The following is a 25,072-nucleotide window of genomic DNA, read 5'->3' as shown; positions in this document are numbered from 1 at the left end:
TTAATGCCTTGATTTAAAGAAGTTTACGGTAGTAGCTATACGTACTTTCAGGCAGTTGTTAACGTTTTGTTAGTTAATGAACCACCAGCGGATACCCAGTCTGAACGTGAAGTTATTGTATGGGTAAGCCGGTGCGGCAAAGTTGTTTGTTGCAAAAAATGTATTCAGGTTTTCGCCTCTGATAAATGCAGATAAAGACTTGATCCTGAAGTGTACAAATGCTGCCAGATCAGGCGCGTAATACTTCACCCGTTGGGTAGTCTGATACACAAATTGACCGGTTACCGGAGAGTAATCATCTGCATAATAGGAGGTATTATATTTTGCTTCTATACCTGCCATCAGGTTCAGGTTATTAAACAACCTGTTTTCATACGCCAGCCGGTGACGGGTCCAGATTGTAGGCACATTTATCCTGCCATCGCCGTGTACCTGCTGGAATGCGAAATCCATATACCAGTTGTAATGTTTATACCGGAAATGTTTGCTGAATATGACCTGCAACAGGTTGAACAGTGCGGGCGCCTGTGTACTGGTATAATAATTTTCGAAGTAAGTATAGTTCTCGATCAGGTAATAATTCACCGCCAGGTTATACTTTAACTTCCTGTTGTCGGCGGAGAACTGCAATTGTGTGATATTCTCCTTTCCAAGCGTGCTGTTATACCAGCTGTCGTATGTACTGCTGAAATATTTGTAGACATACGAGGGCTCACGGTTGGTATTACTGAAGAAGAGATGCACATTTCCCAGCGTTTCATTCAGGTAGCGGCTCAGCATACCGGTTACATTATAATCTCCGGAATTTTGTCCTGCCAGATAGAATTCACCTTTAGCGGAGAGATCCCATTTCTGATTACGTGTTTTATTCCGGTATTCACCGTGTAACACAACATTACTGAAGTTAATGCCGGCATCCAGGAAGGTCCCCCTGATGCTTTCATACCTGGCCCCTGCACTGATAAAATGCGCCTGGTTGCCACGTACCGGGAATTGTATGAGGGAGATATCATTGGAGATGATACGCCAGTCGTGTTGCGATCTGACAGTATCACCATTGAATCCCCAGTTATAGTGTTTGGTATAGTAGAAAGTGTCCGGCTGACCGTCCAGGTAAGACGCACTGCTGTTGTCTACCTTGAAACTATATTGTACACGGAAGAAAGGGTCAAATTTATAATAGTCCGTAGTATCGTTTACGTGAATGGTATCTCCTTTACCCCAGTCGTACTGCTGCACGAACAGAAAACCGGACTGCCTTTGTGATGTTTTCACCGGCAGTGTGGTACTGAACAGGCCTGTAGTAGTAGCTGAATAGTTGCCCAGGTTCACGTCGATCGTCTTACGGTTATTGTAACGAGGGTTATCCAGTATGGTATCGCCTACTCTCAGCCCACCATTCTCACCGTTGTTAAACTTGTTATAAAAATAGCTGAGGTATGCATTATAGCGTTTGTTCCTGCTATTGAAACGGCCTGTAATACGGTATACGTCGTGGTTAGTGGATTGTGATCTGAAATAGCCCGGAGCATAGGTCTTATTGTATTCAAAACCGAAGTTGAAATGGTCGGTACGGTTTTGCGTATGCAATACACCTATTTGCTGTTCCTGCTGACTACCAACCATATACAGCAATTCCGAATAAGGACGGGTGGTTGTATAAATACGAGCATTTTCATGGGTAAATGCATAAGGATCAAAGATATGGAAGCCAGCATCAAAACCCGGTTTCATGAATGGTGTAAACATCACATTACGGGCAGGAGCGCCATTATTTCCCAGGAATACATAATTGGCCGGGATTTTTAAAAAGCTGCTATTAAAATCAGCAACAGAAGAATCCAGCCTGAAGTCGGTAGGTTCTCCCAGTTTGCGGTAAGTGATAGTAAGCGTATCCAGGTCATGCTTGTGGCTGCCGGTATCTTTTTGCATGGAGGAAGAACCACCGCCGCCCATATTGCCGAAACGCTGGCCTATCTGTGCCTGCAGTTGCTGTGCACCTACCAGCAAACAACATATTAAAATAAATGACCTCATCCTTTGATATAATTTCCTGCTTCGTTCTTCTTTTGACTTAGATTGCCTTGATCAGTTCCCTGAAAATAAGCGTTAATTTCGGTTCAGCCGCATTGGCTGCTTCCAGCACCTCTTCATGTGTGATCACATTTTCCTCTTCCCGGATGCCGATATCGGTGATAACACTCATAGCGAATACTTTTAAGCCGCTGTGAATGCCTACAATAACTTCCGGTACTGTACTCATACCAACAGCGTCTCCGCCAATGATATGCATGTACATATATTCCGCCCTGGTTTCGAAGGTAGGGCCCTGCACACCTACATATACTCCTGTATGAACAGGGATGTTATTGGCCTGCGCTATTTCTTTTGCTTTGGTAATCAGCTCTTTTGAATAGGGTTCACTCATATCCGGGAAGCGGGGACCCAGGGTATTGTTGTTCGGTCCGCGTAGCGGATGTTCCGGTTGCAGATTAATATGGTCCCGGATGATCATCAGGTCGCCCACATTAAAAGCCCTGTTCATCCCACCGGCTGCATTGGAAATCAACAGTGTATGTACGCCGAGCGCCTTCATCACCCTTACCGGAAAGGTTACCTGCTGCATGGACAGTCCTTCGTAATAGTGAAATCTGCCTGCCATAGCTATTACCGGACGACCATTCATCTTTCCCAGTATCAGGCGGCCCTTATGGCCTTCCACTGAAGAAGAGGGAAAATGGGGGATATTTTCGTAGGGGATTTCCGTACTGTCGGTAATATCATTGGCCAGGTTGCCTAAGCCGCTGCCCAGTATGATGCCCACTTCCGGGGTTCCGGACCATGATTTTCTGATGTAGTCCGCGGCAGCAGCTATTTGTTGCAAGAGATCACTCATTATATTATGTCTTTAAAACAGGTTGCCGCAAAGTTATTTTTAATTCACAAAACACTACGGTTTTATATTTAAATCATAATGACCTATTTTAGCGGCAAATTTTTCTCAGATGAACTTACATGAATACCAGGCTAAAGAACTGTTGAAGAAATATAATGTACCGGTACAGGAAGGGATTCCGGTAGATACCCCTGAAGCGGCGGCAGAAGCTTATAAGCAATTAAAAGTGCAATATGGTAATGAGTTTGCTGTGGTAAAGGCGCAGATCCATGCCGGTGGACGTGGTAAAGGTACCATCCGTGGTAAAGAGCAGAGAGGTGTTGCAGTAGGTAAGAATGCCGAAGATGTAAAAACCATTGCCGGCAATATCCTTGGCGGTGTACTGGTAACCATCCAGACCGGTGAGGCCGGAAAATTAGTTAACAAGGTGCTGGTAGCACAGGACGTGTACTACCCTGGCCCTAACCCCATAAAAGAATTATACCTGTCTATCCTGCTGGATCGTGCAAAAGGTCAGAATGTGATCATGTACTCTACAGAGGGTGGTATGGACATCGAAGAAGTAGCACACAATACTCCTGACAAGATCTTCAAGGAGTGGGTACAGCCGAACACTACCCTGCAGCCGTTCCAGGCCAGGAAGATAGCGTTCAACTTCGGTCTGAGCGGCGAGGCTTTCAAAAACATGGTGAAATTTGTGACCAACCTGTATAATGCATACGTTGGCCTGGATGCAGCTATGCTGGAAATCAACCCACTGTTCAAAACCAGCGACGACAAGATCATTGCTGTTGACTGTAAACTGAACCTGGACGACAACGCGCTGATGCGTCATCCTGACCTTGAAGCGCTCCGCGATATCTCTGAAGAAGATCCAACTGAAGTAGAAGCAGGTAAATACAACCTGAACTACGTAAAACTGGATGGTAACGTAGGTTGTATGGTAAACGGCGCCGGTCTGGCAATGGCTACCATGGATATGATCAAACTGAGCGGTGGTGAGCCGGCTAACTTCCTGGACGTAGGTGGTACTGCCAACGCACAGACAGTAGAAGCAGGTTTCCGCATCATCCTGAAAGATCCTAAGGTAAAAGCAATCCTGATCAATATCTTCGGTGGTATCGTTCGTTGCGACCGTGTTGCACAGGGTGTAATCGATGCTTACAAATCCATCGGTAACATTACTGTTCCGATCATTGTACGTCTGCAGGGTACCAACGCGGAAGAAGCTAAGAAACTGATCGAAGAAAGCGGCCTGACCGTACAATCAGCCATCCTGCTCAGCGAAGCTGCTGCACTGGTAAACAAAGCAGTTACCGCTTAATTAACATGAAGTAGTGATTGACTAAAAAATAGAACAAGGAATCCCTGGACGAGATCCGGGGATTCTTTTTTATGCCTGTACCAGCCTGTTCCTCCCTCTCCCTTTTGTTTCTATCACATTTTTCCTGCTTTTGATCACTTAATTGGTTCACAGCCAGCGAAAAATCGTACCTTCATAATCCATCCTTAACTATATATACCTGCGTCCTGCAGGCGTGACTACTTTTTATATACCAAATTGTACAATTATCATGAAGCGCTTCCGCGACTTTTTCCTGTTTTGTTCAGGGACCCATGTGCCTATGCTGAAACGGGCACCATCAGAAACCAATAAATATGGCGGTATTGGTGCTACTATTTTCTTTACCGGATTACTGGCAGCTTTTTCGGGAGGGTACGCCCTGTGGACAGTGTTCAGTTCTCCCTGGGGAGCTGTTGTGTTCGGGATTGTCTGGGGATTGATGATCTTCAACCTGGACCGTTATATCGTGTCCGGCATGAAAAAACGTAACAACTTCTGGAGTGAGTTTGGTATGGCAGTGCCCAGGCTTGTACTGGCCGTCCTGATCGCCATTGTCATCTCTAAACCACTGGAATTGAAAGTGTTCGAGAAAGAGATCAACCAGGAACTGATTGTCATGGAACAGCAGGTATTCAAAACACAGGAAGACAAGGTGAAAGACCGCTTCCAGCAACGGGTCAATGTGTTGAACGCAGAGATCGCGCAGCTGAACACAGCTATCCAGCTTCAGGCCGCTAAACTTGACACGCTGCAGATCATTGCTCAGCAGGAGGCCGATGGTACAGGCGGCTCACGCCGGCAGAACCTGGGCCCTATCTACAAGGCGAAAAAAGCTGATGCCGATACTGCCGCAGCGATGTTAAAGCGGATCACCGATCAGAACGGCGCCCTCATTGCGCAAAAGAGACAGGAGCTCCTGTCTATTGACTCCACCCAGAAAGCGACGGTAGGTGGACTTAACCGGAGCAGCATCGACGGACTGGCGTCCCGGCTGGATGCACTGGGGCATCTGACAGACCGTAGTGTACCGGTACGCTGGGCGAACTGGTTCATTATCCTGTTGTTCATTACTATTGAGACTGCACCCGTATTTGTGAAGCTCATTTCTCCCCGCGGTCCGTATGACGACCTGCTGGAAGCTCATGAACATGCTTATATTATCTTCCGGAAAGAGACGATAGAGAAGAGAGAAAGGGAGCATAATAAGCGGATGATGATCGGGCAACCGGCTGTTAATTCATAACCGGCCAATTTAGCGAGGAATTTCAGGTCAGGTGGGTTATAACGGGGGGCCAGTCCCGGATGTAACTTTACCTGACCTTTTAGTTTTAAGTGGACGTACAAGCGACGGCCAAGCATCGAACAAGCATCGAACAAGCATCGAACAAGACGTGGACTTAATCCTAATACTCCAGTAACCGGATATGCATTAAGCAGCCACCAATTCCACTTCATAAACGGGGCTAAACAGATACATCCGTTTTGTTGCTACTTCTTCGCACTTGTAACGTTTACGTATACGTTCTCCCCGACGGAAAACACGGCCGTCTTTTGTGCGGAACAACTGGTTGGGTGCCAGCTGTTCTACCAGGAAATGATTTTCCTTTTGCAGGTCATAGCGCTTTAGTACGCGCATAAGATCATCATCCGCGCAGGAGCTGGCTGCCGGGTTTTGAATACTTTGCCGTAAAGCCATTTCCACATCCGATGGAAGATAACCTTTGCCTACGAACTGTTTCAGTATATTAGAAAAATGCTGTTTCCACTCCTTCCCATGTGAAGCTACCGTATTGGCATACTCCATGTAGGTGGTCAGGTGGGAGATTTCGTGCAGGAGCGTGATCAGAAATGCATATCTGTTAAGATTCCCGTTGATACTGATCCGGTGCCCTCCCCTTCGGTCGGGATGCCGGTAGTCGCCCAGGATGCTTTGCCGTTCACGGGTCACCGTCAGGTGTACCTTATATTCTGTGAGGTAGGCCATTACCTGCTCGAAGGTTCCTTCGGGCAGGTATGCAGCTAATGCATGTAAAGGAGCCTCCTGCTTCACGAATCTTTAATTTTTCTTTCTGGTAATTTTTTGCAGACTGATATTCTCGCATACAGCGTATACGATGTAGAAGAACATCAATATAAAAATAGTGATTCTGCTGGTATTTGCCCTGTTTGCTACGGCATATATAGTAATACCGGCCAGACATAACATCATTCTGCTGATCATGGAGCCATAAACCCTTAGCATAAAGATGCTGTTGTTTTCGGATTGTACCCCTTTGCGGCTCATATTGTAAGTGATGCCGGAGATTGTAGCTAAAGCCAGGTTGCCGAAGAGCAGCACATTATGGTGAGCTCCGTTATCCAACAACCAGGCTTTTGATAATAATAAAGCGCCGTTCAAAATAATGAATACGCCAATAACTCTAAAGTAAAACCTGTCACTCATTCCTGCTGGTATCTTTGATAATTTGGCGCAAAATTAAGACTAAAGCTAATAAAGACAAAATGATCAGAAAGAAGGGGAATGACCATCCTGTCCGCTGGTCTATTTTATAACCAGCAAATACCGCTAAGCCTAATGTGGCCATCATCTGGAAAGCCAGCCCGGTGTACCTTAAAATCAGCCTGTTATCAGGCTTCTTCCGTGGCTTCTTCTGTGAAAACGGGTCTTCCATTTTTTTCTTTCAGGTTTGCGTTTGCGTTTGCACTTGCATTTGCAGCTGCCACCTCTTCTGGTTCCATGTAGCAACGACCGTTGAATTTCGCGGTTGGCTCCATTTCAAAATGGGCTGTATACAGATCTCCTTTTACCAGGGCATTGCCTTTCAGGAAAAGCAGATCTTCAACTCTGACAATACCAGTTACTTTACCGAGGATGTCAGCGCTTTGACATACCAGGTCACCGATAATCTCCCCTTCAGGACCTACCACAATTTTAGCTTTTGTTGATACCAGGCCATTCACCTGTCCGTCGATGCGAATATCTCCTTCGCACACAATGTCTCCCTGGATGGAAGTTCCACTGCCAATAATGTTCACATTGGAAGAAGGCATTACTGATTTGCTCTCGCTTCTGGCATTACGATTGTTGTTGCTAAACATAGGATTTTAGGTTTTTCAGCTTTTAGTGTGATGTAAGATAGTATTATTTATTAACATATTATTACATATTGACAATCACTTCTTTTAAGAAGTTATCCACATTACCCCCCTTAAACGGTGATCCGGACCCTTTGCGTATCTGCTGACAGTATATTTTTCAGCCTTAATTAATGTCGTGCCCCCTTAATAAGTGCTGTTATCTACTTTAGGAACTTTAATAGTAGTTGTGTCCAGTTTGCTGGCAGAATAATCTCCGTTGATAACCTGTTTGATGTTTTCCAGGTATTTATCGCGTGCATTGATGGCAGATTCCAGGGAATCGGTACGCATCTTCAGGCGAATGAACTCCCTGCGCTGTTTCAGGTCGCCATACCCCGGAATATAGTAGCGCAATGGAGTAAATACCACTGTAGCAACGGTGATCGTTACCAACAGTACAAATAGAGTACAAATAGAGTACTCAATGCTACATATACACTCATACGGGATAATTTGAATGAGGTTACCTCTTCATAGGTATTGTCATTCATAATCACCAGGCGGTACCTGTTCCCTATCCGCCCCACATTTCTGCCTTTTCTATCGCGCTTCTTAGCCATAGCCGCTATAAAACTTGAATAATTTTTCTGATTATCAACCGGCTAAAGTTAAACATTTATATTATTTCGTATTTAAAAAATTAAGTGTTATCCCTTTTTATTACAGTAGTCCACTTTTGTCCCCCTCAAAAAAATTATCCTATCTTTAAAAAATAATTTTCTGACATATAAGTTATATAGGTAAGCCTATACACACCCTGGCATCCATGAATTATTACAGATCAATTCGCATATATCTACCATATACCTGCTTAGTAAGTTTGTTTTTGTGCTGTATGAATATTAACAGGGTTTACGCCCAGCGAAGGGATACCACGGTTACTAATCAGTCCAAGAGCAATCATAGCAGGATGCCCCAACGCACCATGCAAAAACCGCTTGTACCGAAAGTAGCACAACCACGCGTGGAAGACCGGCGTCCGCCCTCAGAATTACTGGCAGAAAAAAAATGGACCATTAAACGTAAACTGGTGCAGAACATGCTGGCCAGGTATAACTATTTATACAACGCCCGGAAGAAACTCCGTCTTATCACCCATAATGTGAGCCGCCAGGGCCAGGACAACTACAATTATCTGCTCCCTTTCTATCCTTACAGTCTTCAGAATCTCGGTCTGAGTACCGGCGACCTGGATACCGTTATTGAAAAGGCGTCTATCAATATACAGATCCGCGATCCGCGCAGCAAATGGATCGATGACAGTTATCTCGTGATCGGCCAGGCCTACTTCTACCAGGGTGAATGGGACAAGGCCAGCCGGACATTCCAGTTCATCAATACCAAATTTGCTCCTAAAAAGAAAGATGAGTATAAGACAGTTGTAGGTTCCAGTGAAAAAGACCAGCTCAGTATTGCTTCCCGCGAGAAAAGAAAACCGCCATTCGGCTACTTCAAACATACTTATGCCCGTAACGACGCTTTTGTATGGCAGGCAAAGACCCTGCTGGAAATGAAAGAGTTCGACCAGGCCCGTTCCCTGATGAATATCGTGGAGCATGATCCTTATTTTCCTAAAAGACTGTCTGGCGAGCTGGCTGAAGTAAGAGCCTATGCCCTGTACAAGCAGGAACGCTTTGCTGAAGTGATCGTTCCGCTGCAGATAGCTGTTAAGAGTAAAGGCAACCGTGATGAGCGGGCGCGCATGTATTATATCCTGGGGCAATTATATACCAACTATAGCCACCCGGACTCCGCCGTGATGATGTTCCATAAAGTGATCAAACAGAAGCCTGATCCGATGATGGACTTCCAGGCCCGTATGCAGATCGCTAAACTGGATGCTACCAGGGAAGGTGGCTCCTTTGATGAAAGCCTGGCCCGCCTGAAAAGAATGGCCCGTAGGGAGAAATACATTGAGTTTCGCGACGCTATCTATTATAATATGGCGAACATCGTTCTACCTAAAGACCCCGACCTGGCCCTGCAATACCTGGGTCAATCGCTGAAGGTGGAAAGTTCCAATACCATGCAGAGAGCCTTGTCTTTCAAGGCTATAGCGGACATCTATTACGGACAGCGGCAGTATCGTCTGGCAAGGAACTTCTACGATAGTACCGCCAGCGTGATGCCTCCTGAGTTTACCGACTCTGCGATTGTGAACAAGCGCAAACGTGTGCTCAATGACGTCGTGATCCGTGTGGAAGCCATTCAGAAAGAAGACAGCCTGCAACGGATCGCCGCTATGCCGGAATCTGACAGGAAGATCTTCCTCGAAAAAATGGCCGCTACCATGCGTAAAGAGGCGGAAGAGAAGGCGAAAAAGCAGAAGGATGATGCTGACAACGGGGTTATTCCGCAGGACATGGCCAATAACAGTCCGCTGGTCAACAATATGAATAACAGCGCTGCTGCACCTAAAAATGACGACAAGGGTGAATGGTATTTTTATAATAATGCCAGCAAATCTTCCGGGTTCTCCGAATTCAAAAAACGCTGGGGTAACAGGCCATTGGCCGACAACTGGCGTAGAAGCCAGTCAGGAGCCGCTGCGGCCAATCAGCCGCTGCAAACGGAGGATGAAAATGGCAATCCTACTGCTACTGCGAATGCCTCCAAGGCGCCGTCAGACAGTGCCACTGCACAGGCACTCGCTAAAGGGCTGCCACTTACGCCAGACGACCTCCTGAAGTCCAATGTGATCGTGGAGGACGCCTACTATGACCTGGGTAAACTCTACAACGATCAGCTGGACAATACCGAACTGGCTATCGAAACTTACGATACGTTGCTGAACAGATATCCACAGCATCCGCATAAAACAGAGGTTATCTACTCCCTGTATATCTGGCATACGAAACTGGGACATACCGCCCAGGCTGCGAAGTACAAACAGAACGTAATGACCCTCGGGGATTCCAAATTTGCCAGCATTATCAAATATGGCTCTCTGCAGGATATTAACCAGGAGAAGAAGAAGGAGATCACCACTGCTTATGATTCTGTTTATGTAAATTATAGCAGAGGGAACCTTGAAGGCGCGATGGCATTGAAAAAAGCAGCAGATTCCACCTTTGGCCTCAATTTCATGCAGCCTAAGTTTGACCTGCTGGAAGCCATGATCATCATGAAAATGGATACCTGTGAGTTTGGACGTCAGGCAGTTGTGAATGTTATCAACAAATACAAACAGGATGACGCAGTGCAGGAGAAGGCTAAATCACTGCTGGAAGCACTGGATAACCGGGCGGCCCTGGTAGTATACCTCTCCAGGCTGGAAATTGAGAAAGACAAGGATAACAATGTGGTAGATGAGAATATCTCCATCCGTTACCCATGGCAGAACCCGGAACCGAAATTTGAAAACAAACTGGATTCTGTAAAGATTCAGACCGCTGTGGCCGACTCTATCAAACTGGCAGCCAATGCCGCCCTGAAAGTAGCGCCGCTGCCGGCACCCATAAAACCTGTTACCATTTATAAACTGAATGCCACCAATCCGCATTTCGTGGTACTCTCCTTCCAGCGTGTTTCAAAAGCCATTATGGATGAGGCGCTGACACAGTTTACCAAATACAATGCAGCCAAACATGCGGGAGAGAATATACAGGTAGCTAATTTTGTGCTGGCGCCACAGGAAGTGATGCTCATTTTCAGGCTTTTCCCGAATGAGGACAAGGCGCTGGACTATTTTGATGAGATCAGGATCGATGCTGAAAAGATCATTCCGCGTATCCGTCCGTCAGACTACACCATGTTCATCATTTCCAGGGATAATTTCATCCAGATGAACAGTACCAAAGACATCAGCGGGTATAAAAAATTCTTTGACGACAACTACGTTACTCAGTAACAGACAGTAAGATAGAAAAACATACTAATTTATTGGGGGGCATCAATCAGTCTTTTAACAATATTTGAGGGACATCAACCCGTTTTTTTTAATAGTTTTGTCCGCTGTCGTAAGCACGGCGTAATAAGGCCCGTAAATTGCTATATCTTGAGTAAAGCCATGAAGAGCGATGCTGGCCGCGCAAATCAAACATTTAAAGCAAGTATGAAAAAATCGGTTAAAATATTGTGGATCACAGTTTTATCACTGACTGGGTTTTTCCTGTTATTGATCCTGCTGGTGAATTTCCGCATTATTGGCTCTATGCCATCCATGGAGACCCTGGAAAACCCAAGGGCTGCCCTTGCATCTGAAGTAATTGCCGAAGATGGTACCATCCTGGGTAAATATTACCAGGTGGACAGGTCAAGCTCTGATTACAACGAAATTTCCAAGAATGTGATCAATGCCCTGATTGCTACCGAGGACGTAAGGTTCTATGAGCACTCCGGGATAGACCCTTATGCAACGATCGCCATTCCTTTTTACCTGGCAATCGGTAAAAAGAGGGGTTCCAGTACGATCACGCAACAGCTGGCATTGAACCTGCAGGCTGATAATACCGGTACGACGCGTGCTTCCAACATGATAAAAAGAGGTTTCCAGAAAATGCAGGAATGGCTGATAGCCGTTCGACTGGAGCGAAACTTCACCAAACAGGAAATCGTTACCCTCTACCTCAATACGGTGCCTTTCGGCGATAACGTATATGGCATTGAGAACGGTGCCCGTACCTTCTTCAGTAAAGATGCAGGTCACCTGTCCATTGAGGAAGCAGCTACCCTGGTTGCTATGCTGAAGGGAACCAATCTGTACAATCCCCGCCGTAATCCGCAGATGGCATTAAGTCGCCGTAATACGGTGATAGAGCTGATGCAGAAGAACGACTTTATTACAGAAGCGGAGGCAAATGCTGCTAAAAGCAAGCCTATCGTACTGCGTTACAATAAGATAGACCACAATAAAGGACTGGCGCCTTACTTCAGAGAGGTATTACGGGACGAGCTGAAAGAATGGTGTAAAACCCATAAAAAAGCGGATGGTTCCGAATATAACCTGTACCGCGACGGTCTGAAGATCTATACTACCATCAACCCACGCATGCAGCTGTATGCCGAGGAAGCGGTAGATCATCACCTGAAAGATCTGCAGAAAGTATTTGCAGCACAATCCAATATCAAATCCGGTAGTGTGTGGAAGAACTGGCAGTCGTATATTGACCGTTACATGAAGGAATCTGACCGCTACAAGGCCATGAAGGATGACGAAGCCAGTGATGAAGACATCAAAAAAGCTTTCAACACCCCTACTAAAATGAAGGTGTTTGCCTGGAAGAGCTTTACAGAGCCTGAGCTGAATGAATTGGATACGATCATGACGCCGATAGACTCTATCAAATATATGAGAGCGATCTTACAGGCAGGCTTTATGGCGATGGACCCTGAAAGTGGTGAAGTGAAAGCATGGGTAGGTGGTCCTGATTTCCGTTATTTCAAGAACGACCACGTAGCCAAGACCCGCAGACAGGTAGGTTCTACCTTTAAACCATTCCTGTATTGCTTTGCCATCATGAATGGTATGTCTCCCAGCACCATGCTGCCTAACGAGCCGGTATCATTCCCTAAATACAACTGGACGCTGAGCCGCAACTCTGAAGGTAGTGTAGGAGGTAGTATTTCTATGGCTGGTGCACTGGCTAAATCACTGAACCTGGTATCTGCTTACCTGATCAAACAGTTAGGCCCACAGGCGGTTGCTGACTTTGCGAAAAACAAGATCGGCTTCAGCGCTGACATCCCGCCTTATCCATCTATTGCACTGGGTACACCGGAGATCTCGCTGTATGAAATGCTCCAGGCTTACACCATGTTCCCAGGCCGTGGTATTATCACTAAACCGATCTACATCACCCGTATAGAAGACAGAAATGGTAATATCCTGCAGACCACCGCTCCCGAAAAACGTGAGGTGATCAGTGAGAATGAATCTTATACCATGGTGAAGATGATGCAGGGTGTAACTGGTCCCGGTGGTACTTCTGCGCGTCTGCGTTTCCGTTATGGTATCCAGAGTGAAGTAGCAGGTAAGACCGGTACTACCAACGATAATACCGATGGCTGGTTCCTGGGCTTTACGCCTCAGCTGCTGGCAGGCGCCTGGGTAGGTTGTGAAAACAACTTCCTTCATTTCAGCACCACTACCAATGGTCAGGGTGCTAATACAGGCCTTCCGATCTGGGCATACTTCTTCCAGAAAGTATATGCAGACAAGACACTGAAGATAGATGACAAGGCCACCTTTGCCATCCCTCAGTCTATCAACAGTGAATTCTACCAGAACTTTGAAGAAAACTACAAACCACCGGCAGAAGCTGATGACCAGGGTAATGGAGATGCCAATGACTATATCATGGATGTGAATGAGGCAGAAGCCGAAGCAGATAAGGCGGCAAGAGAAAGAGAAAAGGAAAAACAGAAGGAAGTTAATAAGGATAAACCAGCTCCTTCTGCTGCCCCTAAAGCAGCTTATCCTGCACAGCCAACTAAACCACAGTAATTAAGTACACATAATAAGAAAAGGCGTCTGGTCTAAAACCGGACGCCTTTTCATTTATACCAGAACGATTTACTTCTTTTCCTCTTCTTTCTTCTCCTCTCCTACATAATGTAGTTCCGGATATTTCATCGCGTTAGTGATCAGCTGTACGGCCAGTTTCAGGATCAATGCTTCTTCTTTGGCTTTCAGTTTTTCAATATCGTCTGTCGGCTTATGATAATCGTCATGCGGGCCGGTATGCAGGAAGATGACAGGCACCTCGTGCATAAAGAAGTTATGATGATCAGAAGCACCCTTGCCCGATCCGTCGGTAAAATAGTGGATACCCGGCTCCTGTGTGTCTTTGAATACAGCAGGCCATTCCTGTGCAGTTGCATAACCGCCGATACCGATACCACGTTCTTCATTGTACCGGCCTATCATGTCCATATTCAGCATGAAATGTACGTTGGTCAGCGGGATGGTAGGATTAGATGTAAAATACTTCGAGCCCTGTAACCCCATCTCTTCTCCTCCGAAGGAAATGAACAGGAAATTAAATGGCTCTTTCTGCCCGTTCCCTGTAAAGTAGCGGACCAGTTCCAATAGCCCTGCCACGCCGGATGCATTGTCGTCAGCACCGTTATGGATCTGTCCCACGGGATATTTCCCATCAAACAATGCGGCTGTACCCAGGTGATCATAATGGGCGCCGATGATGATGGTTTTAGCGGCGCCATTGTCCAGGAAGCCGATTACGTTCCTGCTGGTCAGGCCATGATGTTCTTTCCTGTCGAAGGTAAAGTCCTGAAAGTAGCTACCCCCATTACCCGGAGTGAGTCCTGCCTGTTTAAATTGTCTGGCTACATAGTTACTTGCTTTGAGTCCCCCCTTTTCATTAGTACCCCTGCCTTTTAATTTGTTGGATGCCAGATAGCTGGCCGTTTTTCGTATACGGCTCTCAGATGGTTGGTAATCCTGTGCGTAGGAAGTAGAATAAACAGTTGCGGCTGTAGCCAGAAACAATAGATATTTCATAAGGTTCAGATTAAATGCATGATTCCTGAAAATACAGAAGGCTTCCGTCGTGGGAAGCCTTCTGCTAATATAGTATATCGAATAGATCAGATACTATTGTTTTTTGCGTTGCTGAGCGTCCTGCTGACGTTTCTGCATATCGGCCTGGCGTTTCTGCATGTCTTCCAGCTTCTCCTGCCATTTTGATTTGCTGGCTGGTTTCTTTTTATTCTCCTGGATCTGTGCGTGGATCTTATCATGATTCACGAAGAATTTCTGGATCACCCACTGCAGACCAATACTGATCACGTTGGACAGGAAGTAATAGAAAGTCAGCGCTGATGCGAGGCGGTTGAAGATACCCAATAGCATCACCGGGAATACATACGGCATATATTTCATTACCGGATTGCTCTGATCTGCCATTCCACGGTTATTGAACGCCAGCATTAAGCTGGTAGCGGTCATCAGCAGTGTGAATAAGCTCACGTGATTTCCGTAGAAAGGAATTGTGAACGGCAGGTCCAGGATAGAATCGTAGGCAGAAAGGTCTTTTGCCCAGAGGAAGCTTTCCTGTCTCAGTTCTATGGATGATGGGAAGAAGCTATACATCGCTACCAGGATAGGCAACTGCATGAGGGCTGGTAAACAACCTCCAAGCGGGTTTACACCGGCGCTCTTGAATAACTTCATCTGCTCCATACCGAATGTCTGCTGGTCATCGGCATATTTTGCTTTCAGCTCGTCGATCTCTGGTTTCAGCACTTTCATTTTAGCCTGAGATACATAACTCTGGTAAGTGAATGGCGCTATCAGCAGACGGATGAACAGGGTAAGCAGGATGATGATGATACCGTAGTTACCAATAAATCCGCTCAGGAAGTTGAACACAGGGATGATCACCCATTTGTTCACATATTTTACGAAAGCGAAAATACCGGAGCCCAGTGGGATGATGCTTTCCAGACCAATATCAAAAGACTTCAGGGTCTTATAGTGGTTAGGACCGTAGTAGATCTCTATCGGGAATGTGAAATCATGTGCACGATTGTAAGGGATCTCCAGTGTAGCGAAGGTTTGTCCTACGATATTACCGCTCTCAGGTACTTTGGTGTTGATCTCCGCACCTGCGAAACGGGCATCCTTTCTGGCGATGAAAGTAGTATTGAAGAACTGTTGCTTTACGCTCACCCACTCAAGCCTGGTGTCCAGCTTTTCATTGCTGGTACGGTTCAGTGTGAAGTAGTCATGCTTTCCGTCTGTATTCCGGTAATGTACCTGGTTGTTCAGACGCTCGTTCTGCATGTCTTTTTCCTGCTTGTCGTTCTGGGAATCCCATTGCAGGCTCAGTGTTTTCTGACCGGCTGGCAATACATTTTCCAGACCGATGGCATGGATATCAAAATCCATAGCGTAACCATCCTGTTTCAGGGTATATACATACTCCAGGTACTGGCCGGGGTTGGAAGTAGGCAGGCGGTAGGCGATAGACTGGCTACCATCAGGCAGTTGCTGTACATTACCACCGGTAAAATACAGGTCTGCAGTATTTAATAAGGTATTGTTATTGGCAGGAACCTGCAGGGAAATGCGGTTGAAAGAGCTGTTTACCAGCATCAACGGTTTACCCTGGAAATCCTTGAATTGTTTCAGCTGTACCAGTGAAGGCTGTCCACCGTGGTTGGAGAAAGTGATTTTCACTACTTTGTTCTCCAGTACGGCAGTTTGCTGAGTTCCATTGGCTGCACCTGCGAAGGCACCATATGCACCGGCAAGTTTGGTGGAATCTGGCACGCCTGCGGTGGTGTAACTAGCGGTATCAACAGGTTTCGGCTTGTTAAGATTAGCTATGGAATCCTGGCGGTCCTTCTCTCTTTTTGCGGTAACCTGCTGTTTCTGGTTGTAAAAAATGTAACCAACAAACAACACTCCCAGTAGTACAAAGCCAATGACTGAGTTTCTGTCCATGAAATTCAATTAAAATTTAGGCAGCAAAGGTAAGTAAAAGCAATAAGCTTTCAGTTGTAATCAACAAAGTTAATACCCTGTTGTTACCACTGAAAGCCTGTTACTTATAAATATTCATTATTGGTGGGCAATCTTTTCTTCAGCAACTTTTGCCTTATTGGTCTTGTCTTCCGCATACTGTTTGGCGGCAGCAATAAAGTGCACGAACAGTGGTGCAGGCGCTTCAACCGTACTTTTCAGTTCAGGATGGAACTGACAGCCTACAAAGAACGGATGGTCTGGCAGTTCTACCATTTCCACCAGTCCGCTTTCCGGGTTACGGCCGGAAGGGATCATACCCGCTTTTTCAAAATCGGCCAGGTACTGACCGTTGAATTCATAACGGTGACGGTGGCGCTCGCTGATGATAGTGCTACCATAAATGCCGGCGGCTCTTGAACCTGGTGTTAATTCGCAGGTATAGGCGCCCAGACGCATGGTACCACCTTTTACAGTGATCTTTTTCTGCTCTTCCATCAGGCCGATCACGGCATGAGGCGTATCGGGATTCATTTCAGTAGAGTGAGCATCTTTCCAGCCTATTACGTTACGGGCGTATTCCACAACGCTCATCTGCATACCCAGGCAGATACCAAAGAATGGCAGATTGTTCTCACGGGCATATTGTATAGCGACGATCTTTCCTTCAATACCACGATGGCCGAAGCCCGGAGCTACCAGCAGGCCATCCAGGTTACGTAACTTTTCTGCCACGTTCTCCTGTGTAAGGAATTCAGAATGAATATTTTGTACCACCACTTTACATTCATTCATGGCACCTGCGTGAATGAATGATTCCAGGATGGATTTATAAGCGTCCTGCAGTTCCACATATTTTCCGATCAGACCGATGGTTACCTTGGATTTCGGATATTTCAGCTTATCCAGGAAAGCGCGCCATTTGGTCATATCCGGCTCTCTTTCAATAGGGATGTGCAATTTCTTCATACAGATCACATCCAGCTTCTCACGCAGCATTTCCAATGGCACTTCATAGATAGTGCTCATGTCGGTAGCCTCAATTACAGCATCTACTGTTACATTACAGAACAACGCTATTTTCTTTTTCAGGTCATTGTACATGGGCTCTTCTGTACGGCATACGATCACATCAGGATGTACACCGTTCTCACTCATCATTTTCACAGAGTGTTGCGTAGGCTTGGTTTTCAATTCCTTAGCCGCACGCAGGTAAGGGATCAGGGTCAGGTGTACCACCAGGCAATCCTGCTCATCCAGTTCCCATTGCAACTGACGAACTGCCTCAATGTAAGGCAGGGACTCGATATCGCCCACAGTACCACCCAGCTCGGTAATCACGATATCATATTTACCGTCTTTACCCAGCAGCAGGATCCTGCGTTTGATCTCGTCAGTGATATGCGGTACTACCTGTACAGTTTTGCCCAGGTAGGCGCCTTCACGCTCCTTATTAATAACAGTCTGATAAATACGGCCGGTAGTCACGTTATTCGCCTGAGAGGTAGGCGTGTTCAGAAAACGTTCGTAGTGGCCAAGGTCGAGGTCAGTTTCGGCGCCATCTTCAGTTACATAACACTCACCGTGTTCGTAAGGGTTTAATGTTCCCGGATCCACGTTGATATACGGATCAAATTTCTGAATAGTCACTCTAAAGCCACGAGCCTGCAATAATTTCGCCAGCGAAGCAGCTATAATTCCTTTACCCAACGAGGAAGTCACACCTCCCGTAACGAAGATATATTTTGCCATAAAATCTAAAAATTCTGTAGAATATACTTGACCTAAAGAGAAGCGCCGGACGACTTTTGGTGTAACCAGTCAAGTAAAAATAACTTCCGAAGGTCATGCAAAGTTAAGACAAATTTAAAGTGCTCCAAAAGGGTTTTTCATATTTCGTTGCAGCTGTACGTATAATACCTTCATAATAAGTCACTTCTATAGAAAATTGAAGGTCATAATTTTATATTCGATGAAATCCCACTCTGGTATTGCATTTCTTGCGTCTGTCAGGAAACTTCTTGCTAATTTTGCGCCGTAACAAATCAGCATATGACATTAACGCCCAAGCGTGCGCAGGATTCCGTGATCCAGATGACGGAACTGGTACTGCCCAACGACACCAACACTTTCGGTAACCTGATGGGGGGCCGCCTTATGTACTGGATGGACATAGCAGCCGCCCTCGCCACTATGAAACATTGCAGTGCTCCGGTGGTAACTGCTTCTGTAGATAACATTTCTTTTGAGACCCCGATTAAGCTGGGTAACGTAGTACATATTGAAGCGAAGGTGAGCAGAGCATTTTCCACCTCTATGGAAGTGCATCTGCGGGTATGGGGAGAAGACCCGGTACAGCAGTATCGTTATAAGTCCAACGAAGCCTTCATGACCTTCGTAGCACTGGACCCCAATGGAAAGTCCAGACAGGTTCCCCAGATCATCCCGGATACTGAAGAAGAAAAACTATTATATGAAGGCGCCATGCGCAGACGCCAGTTGCGTCTGATCCTGAGCGGCAAAATGAAACCTCAGGATGCAGAAGAACTGAGGGCATTGTTCATTTAAAAAACTGATCAGCTTCTCCCCGGATCATCTGAGTTTCCGGGGAGCATTCTTCCTCCCGTCAGCTTTCCCCCTCCCACTCCTGATAAAACTTCTCCAGGAAAGTTTCCATAAAATCATGTCTTTCCCGGGCCATCTGGCGACCTGTTGCGGTATTCATTCTATCTTTCAGCAGTAGTAATTTCTCATAAAAGTGATTGATGGTCGGGGCAGTGCTATTCTTATACTGTTCCTTCGTCATATTGAGATCAGGGGCGATACCCGGGTCATACATGGCCCTGTTTTTAAATCCACCATAATTAAAAGCACGGGCAATGCCAATGGCACCAATGGCATCCAGCCGGTCAGCATCCTGCACTACGGCCAATTCGGGCGAATGGAAAGTGCCATTATTGTGTCCTCCCTTGAAGGAAATATGCAGAATGATATTGACCACGTGCTGGATAGTGGCTTCCGGGACACCTGCTGATTCCATATAGGCACGTGCTTTCCGTGGGCCTACATTCTCATCGCCATTATGGAACTTGGAATCGGCAATGTCATGTAGCAGTGCACTGAGTTCCACTACCAGCAGATCTACCTGCTCACCGGCAGCGATCTTTTTGGCCAGCTTCCATACCCGGTAAATATGCCACCAGTCATGTCCGCCTTCGGCGCCTGCCAGTTCTTTTTTTACAAATTGTTCCGTCTGATTGATCAATTGTTGCGCATCTGCGTTGTATTGGCTCATAGAGCCAAAGATATTATTTCCTGATGGCTGCGGCAAAATGAGGGGCGTACAATAACAGGAAAAACGAAGAAAAGGAGAAACTGAAAAGGAGGCTCATAGCATAATTTGGTTTAGATATCTCATTTCTCATTGTTGTAGCCCTCCTTCCCACTTTCGGTTTCTCCCCCCTGGATTCCGGCATGCAATTTAGAACTGATCAGGGATCTTGCTTCACTAAGATTTTCTTCGTCTTTCCTTCTGAATGGCTTTAAATACCGATGGATCAATTTGGTGCATGCAGCCATGCTGTTGTTATTGAATTTTAACGGCGGTTTGGTTATTACGATTTAGATTTAAAATGTCCCCTTAAAAAAGGGGACAGTAGCTTCGTCGCTATATGCGATATAAATTCTGGTTGATAAAACTATAAAGAGCTTTCATAGCTTCCGGAGAGAAATACCTTATCGAGGCCCCTTTTGGGCCCCGACGTGTAAGGTATATACTTCAGGGAAGCGGGAATATTTTTATATTGGCGCGGCGCAAGACGGGGAAAAGTATGTGAACCCTGACTGCGAGGTCAAAAAAATTTTACTAGCCTTGCTGACCCTAGTACGGAGCTCTCCCCGCCTTTTACCGCTGAATTGTTTAATTTCAGACACACCCTTTCAGTATGTCAAGGTTTTTTACAGCGCAGAGCAGACTATCTCCAAATAATCATAGGACAAAGTTGTTCTCCTGACTGGTTTAAAAATGGCTAAATCTAATTTTTGAAGCTGTCTGTATAGCCTGATATAAACACATTATTAAAATAATAATTTATCTAATATTCGTTACATCGATTCAAAAACAACAAGCATCTATCATTATTTCATTATAAAAATAGGAATCACTATTCATATTTTAGAATGATTAGCGGTAAAATATAAATATATTTTTATTTATAATACAATAAGAAAGTACTGAAAAGAAGATGAAAGCGCTTGAAACAGGAACGCTATTTTAACTGAAACAAATTGAATATTTCAGACGGGCGGACATGGTAATGCCTCCCAAATATTTGTGAGTAATCTGTCTAATGGAGAGATAAAAAAAGAAGAAACGACGGGTTAATCTTTCCGAACCAGGACATCGGTGATCCTGTTCAATTGTTTTACTTTTTCCGTGAAATCGCCTTTAATCCGTTCTCTGATCACCTGTAACTTGTCCAGTACATCATTGATAGAGCCCGGGATCACCTCCTGCAATACTTCTTTCAGGCGTTTAGCAACGGTAGGGGATTTTCCGTTGGTAGAGATGGCTATCTTGAGGTGGCCTTTTTGTACAATAGACCCTAAATAAAAATCGCACAACTCGGGGGTATCGGCTACATTGATCAAAACCCTGCTGCATTTTGCCTTTTCCCAGATATACATGTTTAACTCCTTGTCGCTGGTGGCAGCAATAGCCAGGTCTTTTCCCAACATATCGCCACAGGAAAATGGCTTCTGGATAAGCTCCACATTTGGTGCATGCTTTACGAGTTCCATCAGTTCCGGCTGGAACCAGGTGGCTACCACGGTGATATTGGCCTGCGGGCAGTTTTCCAGCAAGGCATTTACTTTTTCATGACCTATATTTCCCCCTCCCACAACCAGTACATGCAGGCGATTCAATTTAAAAAATACCGGGAAAAGATGATTTTCTTCCATGATAGTGCGATTACTGATTACACGTGATAAATTACGTGTTTGTCCGTCATCCGGACTTCCTGTAATTTATCACGTGTAATTTATATGTTATACAGCTATTTTCAGTTGTTCTGCTATCTTTTCCTGTACGGCCTGGAAAGCTTCATGAAAACGCACCACTTCTCCTACTACAATAATTGCCGGGTTACGCAGGTTATCGCGTAAGGCTATTTCTTTCAGATCTGCTACATTTCCGATGCCTATCTTCTGGTCAGGCAGCGTACCATTCTGGATAATGGCGGCTGGCACATTGCCTTTCCCCTGTGCTACGTATGCTGCTGCAATCTCCTCCAATTTGCCCATCCCCATGAGTACTACTACCGTAGTATCTGCCTGGACAGCATACGCCAGGTCACGGGCTAAGCTCCCACTCTGTGTGGTACCGGTCAGGACCCAAAATCCTTCACTCACATTACGCGCTGTAACAGGTATCCTGTTGATACCGGGTACAGAGATAGCACTGGTAATGCCTGGCACAACTTCCGTATCAATGTTGAATTGCTGGGCGAAGGTCAGTTCCTCCTGTCCGCGGCCGAATACGAAAGAGTCTCCTCCTTTGAGGCGTACCACACTGCCATAAGTTAGCGCATATTTCACGATCATGCGGTTGATCTCATCCTGGGAGTACATATGCATACCTGCACGCTTACCTACGAAGCGTTTCAGGCAATTGCTGGGCGCATGCTCAAGCAACTCATTATTGGAAAGTGCGTCGTAAAGGATCACCCTTGCCTGCTGTATGGCTTTCAGGCCTTTCACAGTGATCAGCTCAGGATCTCCCGGGCCCGCACCCACCAGTGTCAATTTCGGATGTATGTTCTGCATAGTGTACATTTAAAAGATGATAACCGCAAGCGTTTATTGCGCTACAACTGCTGCTGTCTGTTGTCTGTATGACTGCGCCTGTTGGTAGAAATCTGCTGCCTGTTGCTGATATTGTTTTGCAAAGCTTTCAGAAGGTTCATTCTGATTGATCTGCAGTACCAGTGTTTTAAAGCTGCCATCCAGTGGCCATTTGCCGGTTTCAACAAAGTGTTTGTCGAAATCGTTGATGATACCTGTCTGTGTATTACAGCTTACGCCTTCACCCAGTAACAGTGCTTTCGCAGTCTGTACCAAAGTGGAGTATGAGTGGTAAATGCTGTCTGCATATTGCTTATCGTCCAGTGCAGCCTGGCTCCATTGCAGCTTTTCCTCACCTTCAAACAGCAGGGTCGCTACCAGGTCAATTACCACGCTGGCACACTCACCCACACCAATAGCGGTTGCGAATTTGTCGCCCTGACCCCAGTCAACGAAATCTTCATCAATCAGTGTATTCAGATCTGTTAATGGTTTCAGGAGATCGTAGAAGTATTTTTCACCTTTACGGTCGTAGTAATCATTGAACTTCTCGTCTTTCTGACCATTGGCTTCGTAGTCATTCAGCAGGGAACGCAGTACATCCGGGCCTCTTTTACTTGGCACTTTGATCACTTTGTCTGCAACACGGCCTACACCATCTCCGACAATACCACCACCCAGGAGCACCTGTAATGCCGGTAATACTTTACCACCGCTTTTCAGTGAGCTGCCATGGAAACCAATGGAGGCAATACCATGCTGACCGCAGGAGTTCATACAGCCGCTTATCTTGATCTTAATGTCTTTATTGTATACCAGGTCAGGAAATTCTTCCTGGATCACCAGTTCCAGTGCGGTAGAGATACCTGTACTGCTGGAGATAGCCAGGTTACAGGTGTCGGTACCAGGACAAGCGGTGATGTCTGCAATACTGTCAAAACCTGGTTCAGCAAAACCTGCTGCTTCCAATGCACTGAAAACATAAGGCAGGTGCGCAGGCTGGATATATTTCAGCAGTAAACCCTGATTCGCAGTTACACGTACATCATTGGCTATGGCAGGTTTCAGCGCTTCTATCAGCTGACGGGATATTACAGAACTGATGTTTCCCAGCGGCACACGTACATAGGCAGCATAGTAGCCGGCCTGACGCTGCTGGAAGACGTTCGTCTGTTTCCAGGCTTCATATTTCTTCGGATCCCTGATGGTATATGCAGGCAATACCGCATCGGCAGCCGGCAGTTCCGGAGCTTCCCAGGTATCAGCATCTACATGGAAGGATTTTGATTTAATAGCGATACGCTCTTCAGCCACCAGACGCTGGAACTCTTCAAAACCAATTTTCTGTATGAGGAACTTCATACGTGCTTTATGACGGCTGGCTCTTTCACCATGACGGTCAAACACACGCAAAACAGCTTCTATATATGGAATGAGCTGGTCTTCTTCCAGGAATTCATGGCCAACATGTGCCAGGTACGGCTGAGCACCCAGGCCACCACCTACCAGTATTTTGAAACCGCGCACTTCCTGTCCGTTTTCCTGGCGCACCTTAGGTATTACACCAATATCGTGCATAAATGCCCAGGCGGTATCAGCGTCGCTGCTGGAAAAGGCCATCTTAAATTTACGGCCCATATCCTGGCAGATAGGATTACGCAGGAAATACCTGAAGGCTGCATCTGCATAAGGAGTAACGTCAAATGGCTCCTCAGGATCAATACCTGCCTTGTCGGAAGCAGTAATGTTACGAACCGTATTACCACATGCCTCACGGATGGTGATATCGTCCAGATCCAGTTTAGTCCACAGTTCAGGCGTCCTTTCCAGGCTTACGAAGTGGATCTGGATATCCTGACGGGTGGTCAGGTGCAGGTTACCGGTAGAATATTCGTCTGATACGTCTGAGATACGTTTCCATTGCTCCAGCGTCATCTTACCATAAGGCAGTTTGATGCGGATCATCTGTACTCCGGCCTGACGCTGGCCATAAATACCCCTCGCCAGACGCAGGCTACGGAATTTCTCTTCCGGGATCTGTCCTGCGCGGAATTGGCGGATCTTCTTCTCCAGTTCTATGATATCTTTCTCAACCACGGGATTTTCCAGTTCGGTTCTGAAGCTTTGCATAGTGAATATTTTCTTGGTGGTAAATTATCAGATATTAAAACGTTATACTTCCTTATCTTCTATAAAACACAGAGCCCCCGCACATTAAGTCGGAGGCTCTGTATATCTTGATTTGATTCCTGATTGATCAATTTCCTTATACATCTACGCCTCCCTGGCTACCATTACAATGGAGCAATGGCATCCATGATACAAAAACACGCTATTCATTCCTATATTTCCCATTAATTTAGTAGACTATTACAAAGTTAGAAATATAGCCCAGAATTCCAAAAGTAATTTTGCCCCCTAA

19 protein-coding genes are annotated in these 25,072 nt (G+C 45.9%); 5 read left to right on the top strand and 14 right to left on the bottom strand.

The genetic code is table 11. From position 1 onward, the window contains the following. Positions 1 to 69: 69 nt before the first annotated feature. Positions 70 to 2,037 (bottom strand): putative porin, encoded by a 1,968-nt coding sequence (locus BLR32_RS21595; RefSeq protein WP_089834928.1) that lies wholly within the window; start codon positions 2,035 to 2,037, stop codon positions 70 to 72. 37 nt (positions 2,038 to 2,074) lie between these two features. Further along, positions 2,075 to 2,896, bottom strand: coding sequence for a purine-nucleoside phosphorylase (locus tag BLR32_RS21590; protein WP_089834927.1), 822 nt, complete (start codon positions 2,894 to 2,896; stop codon positions 2,075 to 2,077). A 109-nt stretch (positions 2,897 to 3,005) separates the two neighbouring features. Between BLR32_RS21590 and sucC the strand changes: the two genes are divergently transcribed. Further along, complete coding sequence (gene sucC, locus BLR32_RS21585; protein ID WP_089834926.1) at positions 3,006 to 4,220, top strand: ADP-forming succinate--CoA ligase subunit beta; 1,215 nt, start codon at positions 3,006 to 3,008, stop codon at positions 4,218 to 4,220. A 250-nt stretch (positions 4,221 to 4,470) separates the two neighbouring features. Then, entirely contained in the window at positions 4,471 to 5,484 is a 1,014-nt protein-coding gene (locus BLR32_RS21580) for a DUF4407 domain-containing protein (protein WP_089834925.1), read from the top strand. 186 nt (positions 5,485 to 5,670) lie between these two features. Here the strand turns inward: BLR32_RS21580 and BLR32_RS21575 are convergent, their stop codons facing one another. The 5 genes from BLR32_RS21575 to BLR32_RS34400 form a co-directional block, all read right to left on the bottom strand. Then, positions 5,671 to 6,291 (bottom strand): SprT-like domain-containing protein, encoded by a 621-nt coding sequence (locus BLR32_RS21575; protein WP_089834924.1) that lies wholly within the window; start codon positions 6,289 to 6,291, stop codon positions 5,671 to 5,673. 6 nt (positions 6,292 to 6,297) lie between these two features. Next, positions 6,298 to 6,684, bottom strand: coding sequence for a hypothetical protein (locus BLR32_RS21570; RefSeq protein ID WP_089834923.1), 387 nt, complete (start codon positions 6,682 to 6,684; stop codon positions 6,298 to 6,300). Then, positions 6,677 to 6,913, bottom strand: a complete 237-nt coding sequence (locus BLR32_RS34645; RefSeq protein ID WP_089834922.1) for an AtpZ/AtpI family protein — start codon at positions 6,911 to 6,913, stop codon at positions 6,677 to 6,679. The genes BLR32_RS21570 and BLR32_RS34645 overlap by 8 nt, the downstream gene beginning before the upstream one ends. Next, the gene (locus BLR32_RS21560; RefSeq protein ID WP_089834921.1) at positions 6,870 to 7,340 is read right to left on the bottom strand and encodes a bactofilin family protein; all 471 of its coding nucleotides are present in this window, start codon (positions 7,338 to 7,340) and stop codon (positions 6,870 to 6,872) included. Before BLR32_RS21560 ends, BLR32_RS34645 begins: the two co-directional genes overlap by 44 nt. Positions 7,341 to 7,523: 183 nt before the next feature. Further along, positions 7,524 to 7,772, bottom strand: a complete 249-nt coding sequence (locus BLR32_RS34400) for a hypothetical protein (RefSeq protein ID WP_245705489.1) — start codon at positions 7,770 to 7,772, stop codon at positions 7,524 to 7,526. Between the two features lie 532 nt (positions 7,773 to 8,304). Between BLR32_RS34400 and porW the strand changes: the two genes are divergently transcribed. Both porW and BLR32_RS21545 read left to right on the top strand, forming a co-directional pair. Further along, positions 8,305 to 11,229, top strand: a complete 2,925-nt coding sequence (gene porW / locus BLR32_RS21550) for a type IX secretion system periplasmic lipoprotein PorW/SprE (protein WP_218124234.1) — start codon at positions 8,305 to 8,307, stop codon at positions 11,227 to 11,229. A 204-nt stretch (positions 11,230 to 11,433) separates the two neighbouring features. Beyond that, positions 11,434 to 13,824 carry a penicillin-binding protein 1A gene (locus tag BLR32_RS21545; RefSeq protein ID WP_176842380.1) on the top strand — a complete coding sequence of 797 codons (2,391 nt, stop codon included), beginning with the start codon at positions 11,434 to 11,436 and terminating at the stop codon, positions 13,822 to 13,824. A 69-nt stretch (positions 13,825 to 13,893) separates the two neighbouring features. Here the strand turns inward: BLR32_RS21545 and BLR32_RS21540 are convergent, their stop codons facing one another. The 3 genes from BLR32_RS21540 to BLR32_RS21530 form a co-directional block, all read right to left on the bottom strand. Next, positions 13,894 to 14,841 carry a M20/M25/M40 family metallo-hydrolase gene (locus BLR32_RS21540; protein WP_089834918.1) on the bottom strand — a complete coding sequence of 316 codons (948 nt, stop codon included), beginning with the start codon at positions 14,839 to 14,841 and terminating at the stop codon, positions 13,894 to 13,896. A 93-nt stretch (positions 14,842 to 14,934) separates the two neighbouring features. Continuing rightward, positions 14,935 to 16,788: a membrane protein insertase YidC gene (gene yidC, locus BLR32_RS21535; RefSeq protein ID WP_089834917.1), complete on the bottom strand. Its 1,854-nt coding sequence runs from the start codon at positions 16,786 to 16,788 to the stop codon at positions 14,935 to 14,937. 117 nt (positions 16,789 to 16,905) lie between these two features. Then, positions 16,906 to 18,558 (bottom strand): CTP synthase, encoded by a 1,653-nt coding sequence (locus BLR32_RS21530; RefSeq protein ID WP_089834916.1) that lies wholly within the window; start codon positions 18,556 to 18,558, stop codon positions 16,906 to 16,908. Positions 18,559 to 18,858: 300 nt separating this feature from the next. On the opposite strand from BLR32_RS21530, the gene BLR32_RS21525 reads away from it, so the two are divergent. After that, entirely contained in the window at positions 18,859 to 19,374 is a 516-nt protein-coding gene (locus BLR32_RS21525; RefSeq protein ID WP_089834915.1) for an acyl-CoA thioesterase, read from the top strand. A 58-nt stretch (positions 19,375 to 19,432) separates the two neighbouring features. On the opposite strand, the gene BLR32_RS21520 is transcribed toward BLR32_RS21525, so the two are convergent. The 4 genes from BLR32_RS21520 to BLR32_RS21505 all read right to left on the bottom strand — a co-directional run bounded on the left by BLR32_RS21520 (position 19,433) and on the right by BLR32_RS21505 (position 24,780). Continuing rightward, positions 19,433 to 20,101, bottom strand: coding sequence for an HD domain-containing protein (locus BLR32_RS21520; RefSeq protein ID WP_089834914.1), 669 nt, complete (start codon positions 20,099 to 20,101; stop codon positions 19,433 to 19,435). A gap of 1,085 nt (positions 20,102 to 21,186) precedes the next feature. After that, a complete protein-coding gene (locus tag BLR32_RS21515; protein WP_089834913.1) occupies positions 21,187 to 21,768 on the bottom strand; it encodes a precorrin-2 dehydrogenase/sirohydrochlorin ferrochelatase family protein in 582 nt (193 codons plus the stop codon). 87 nt (positions 21,769 to 21,855) lie between these two features. After that, positions 21,856 to 22,632 carry a uroporphyrinogen-III C-methyltransferase gene (gene cobA / locus BLR32_RS21510; protein ID WP_089835084.1) on the bottom strand — a complete coding sequence of 259 codons (777 nt, stop codon included), beginning with the start codon at positions 22,630 to 22,632 and terminating at the stop codon, positions 21,856 to 21,858. Positions 22,633 to 22,665: 33 nt separating this feature from the next. Then, the gene (locus BLR32_RS21505) at positions 22,666 to 24,780 is read right to left on the bottom strand and encodes a HEPN domain-containing protein (protein WP_089834912.1); all 2,115 of its coding nucleotides are present in this window, start codon (positions 24,778 to 24,780) and stop codon (positions 22,666 to 22,668) included. Positions 24,781 to 25,072: the final 292 nt, after the last annotated feature.

The organism is Chitinophaga filiformis (genome assembly GCF_900102545.1).
Taxonomy (GTDB): domain Bacteria; phylum Bacteroidota; class Bacteroidia; order Chitinophagales; family Chitinophagaceae; genus Chitinophaga; species Chitinophaga filiformis.
This window is presented reverse-complemented; position numbering and strand designations above follow the sequence as displayed.

Bases quoted from the DNA above. Each gene is read 5' to 3' on its own strand.
- BLR32_RS21595 (WP_089834928.1), bottom strand. From the start codon at position 2,037: ATGAGGTCATTTATTTTAATATGTTGTTTGCTGGTAGGTGCACAGCAA.
- BLR32_RS21590 (WP_089834927.1), bottom strand. From the start codon at position 2,896: ATGAGTGATCTCTTGCAACAAATAGCTGCTGCCGCGGACTACATCAGA.
- sucC (WP_089834926.1), top strand. From the start codon at position 3,006: ATGAACTTACATGAATACCAGGCTAAAGAACTGTTGAAGAAATATAAT.
- BLR32_RS21580 (WP_089834925.1), top strand. From the start codon at position 4,471: ATGAAGCGCTTCCGCGACTTTTTCCTGTTTTGTTCAGGGACCCATGTG.
- BLR32_RS21570 (WP_089834923.1), bottom strand. From the start codon at position 6,684: ATGAGTGACAGGTTTTACTTTAGAGTTATTGGCGTATTCATTATTTTG.
- BLR32_RS34645 (WP_089834922.1), bottom strand. From the start codon at position 6,913: ATGGAAGACCCGTTTTCACAGAAGAAGCCACGGAAGAAGCCTGATAAC.
- BLR32_RS21560 (WP_089834921.1), bottom strand. From the start codon at position 7,340: ATGTTTAGCAACAACAATCGTAATGCCAGAAGCGAGAGCAAATCAGTA.
- porW (WP_218124234.1), top strand. From the start codon at position 8,305: ATGCAAAAACCGCTTGTACCGAAAGTAGCACAACCACGCGTGGAAGAC.
- BLR32_RS21545 (WP_176842380.1), top strand. From the start codon at position 11,434: ATGAAAAAATCGGTTAAAATATTGTGGATCACAGTTTTATCACTGACT.
- BLR32_RS21540 (WP_089834918.1), bottom strand. From the start codon at position 14,841: ATGAAATATCTATTGTTTCTGGCTACAGCCGCAACTGTTTATTCTACT.
- yidC (WP_089834917.1), bottom strand. From the start codon at position 16,788: ATGGACAGAAACTCAGTCATTGGCTTTGTACTACTGGGAGTGTTGTTT.
- BLR32_RS21530 (WP_089834916.1), bottom strand. From the start codon at position 18,558: ATGGCAAAATATATCTTCGTTACGGGAGGTGTGACTTCCTCGTTGGGT.
- BLR32_RS21525 (WP_089834915.1), top strand. From the start codon at position 18,859: ATGACATTAACGCCCAAGCGTGCGCAGGATTCCGTGATCCAGATGACG.
- BLR32_RS21520 (WP_089834914.1), bottom strand. From the start codon at position 20,101: ATGAGCCAATACAACGCAGATGCGCAACAATTGATCAATCAGACGGAA.
- BLR32_RS21515 (WP_089834913.1), bottom strand. From the start codon at position 21,768: ATGGAAGAAAATCATCTTTTCCCGGTATTTTTTAAATTGAATCGCCTG.
- cobA (WP_089835084.1), bottom strand. From the start codon at position 22,632: ATGCAGAACATACATCCGAAATTGACACTGGTGGGTGCGGGCCCGGGA.
- BLR32_RS21505 (WP_089834912.1), bottom strand. From the start codon at position 24,780: ATGCAAAGCTTCAGAACCGAACTGGAAAATCCCGTGGTTGAGAAAGAT.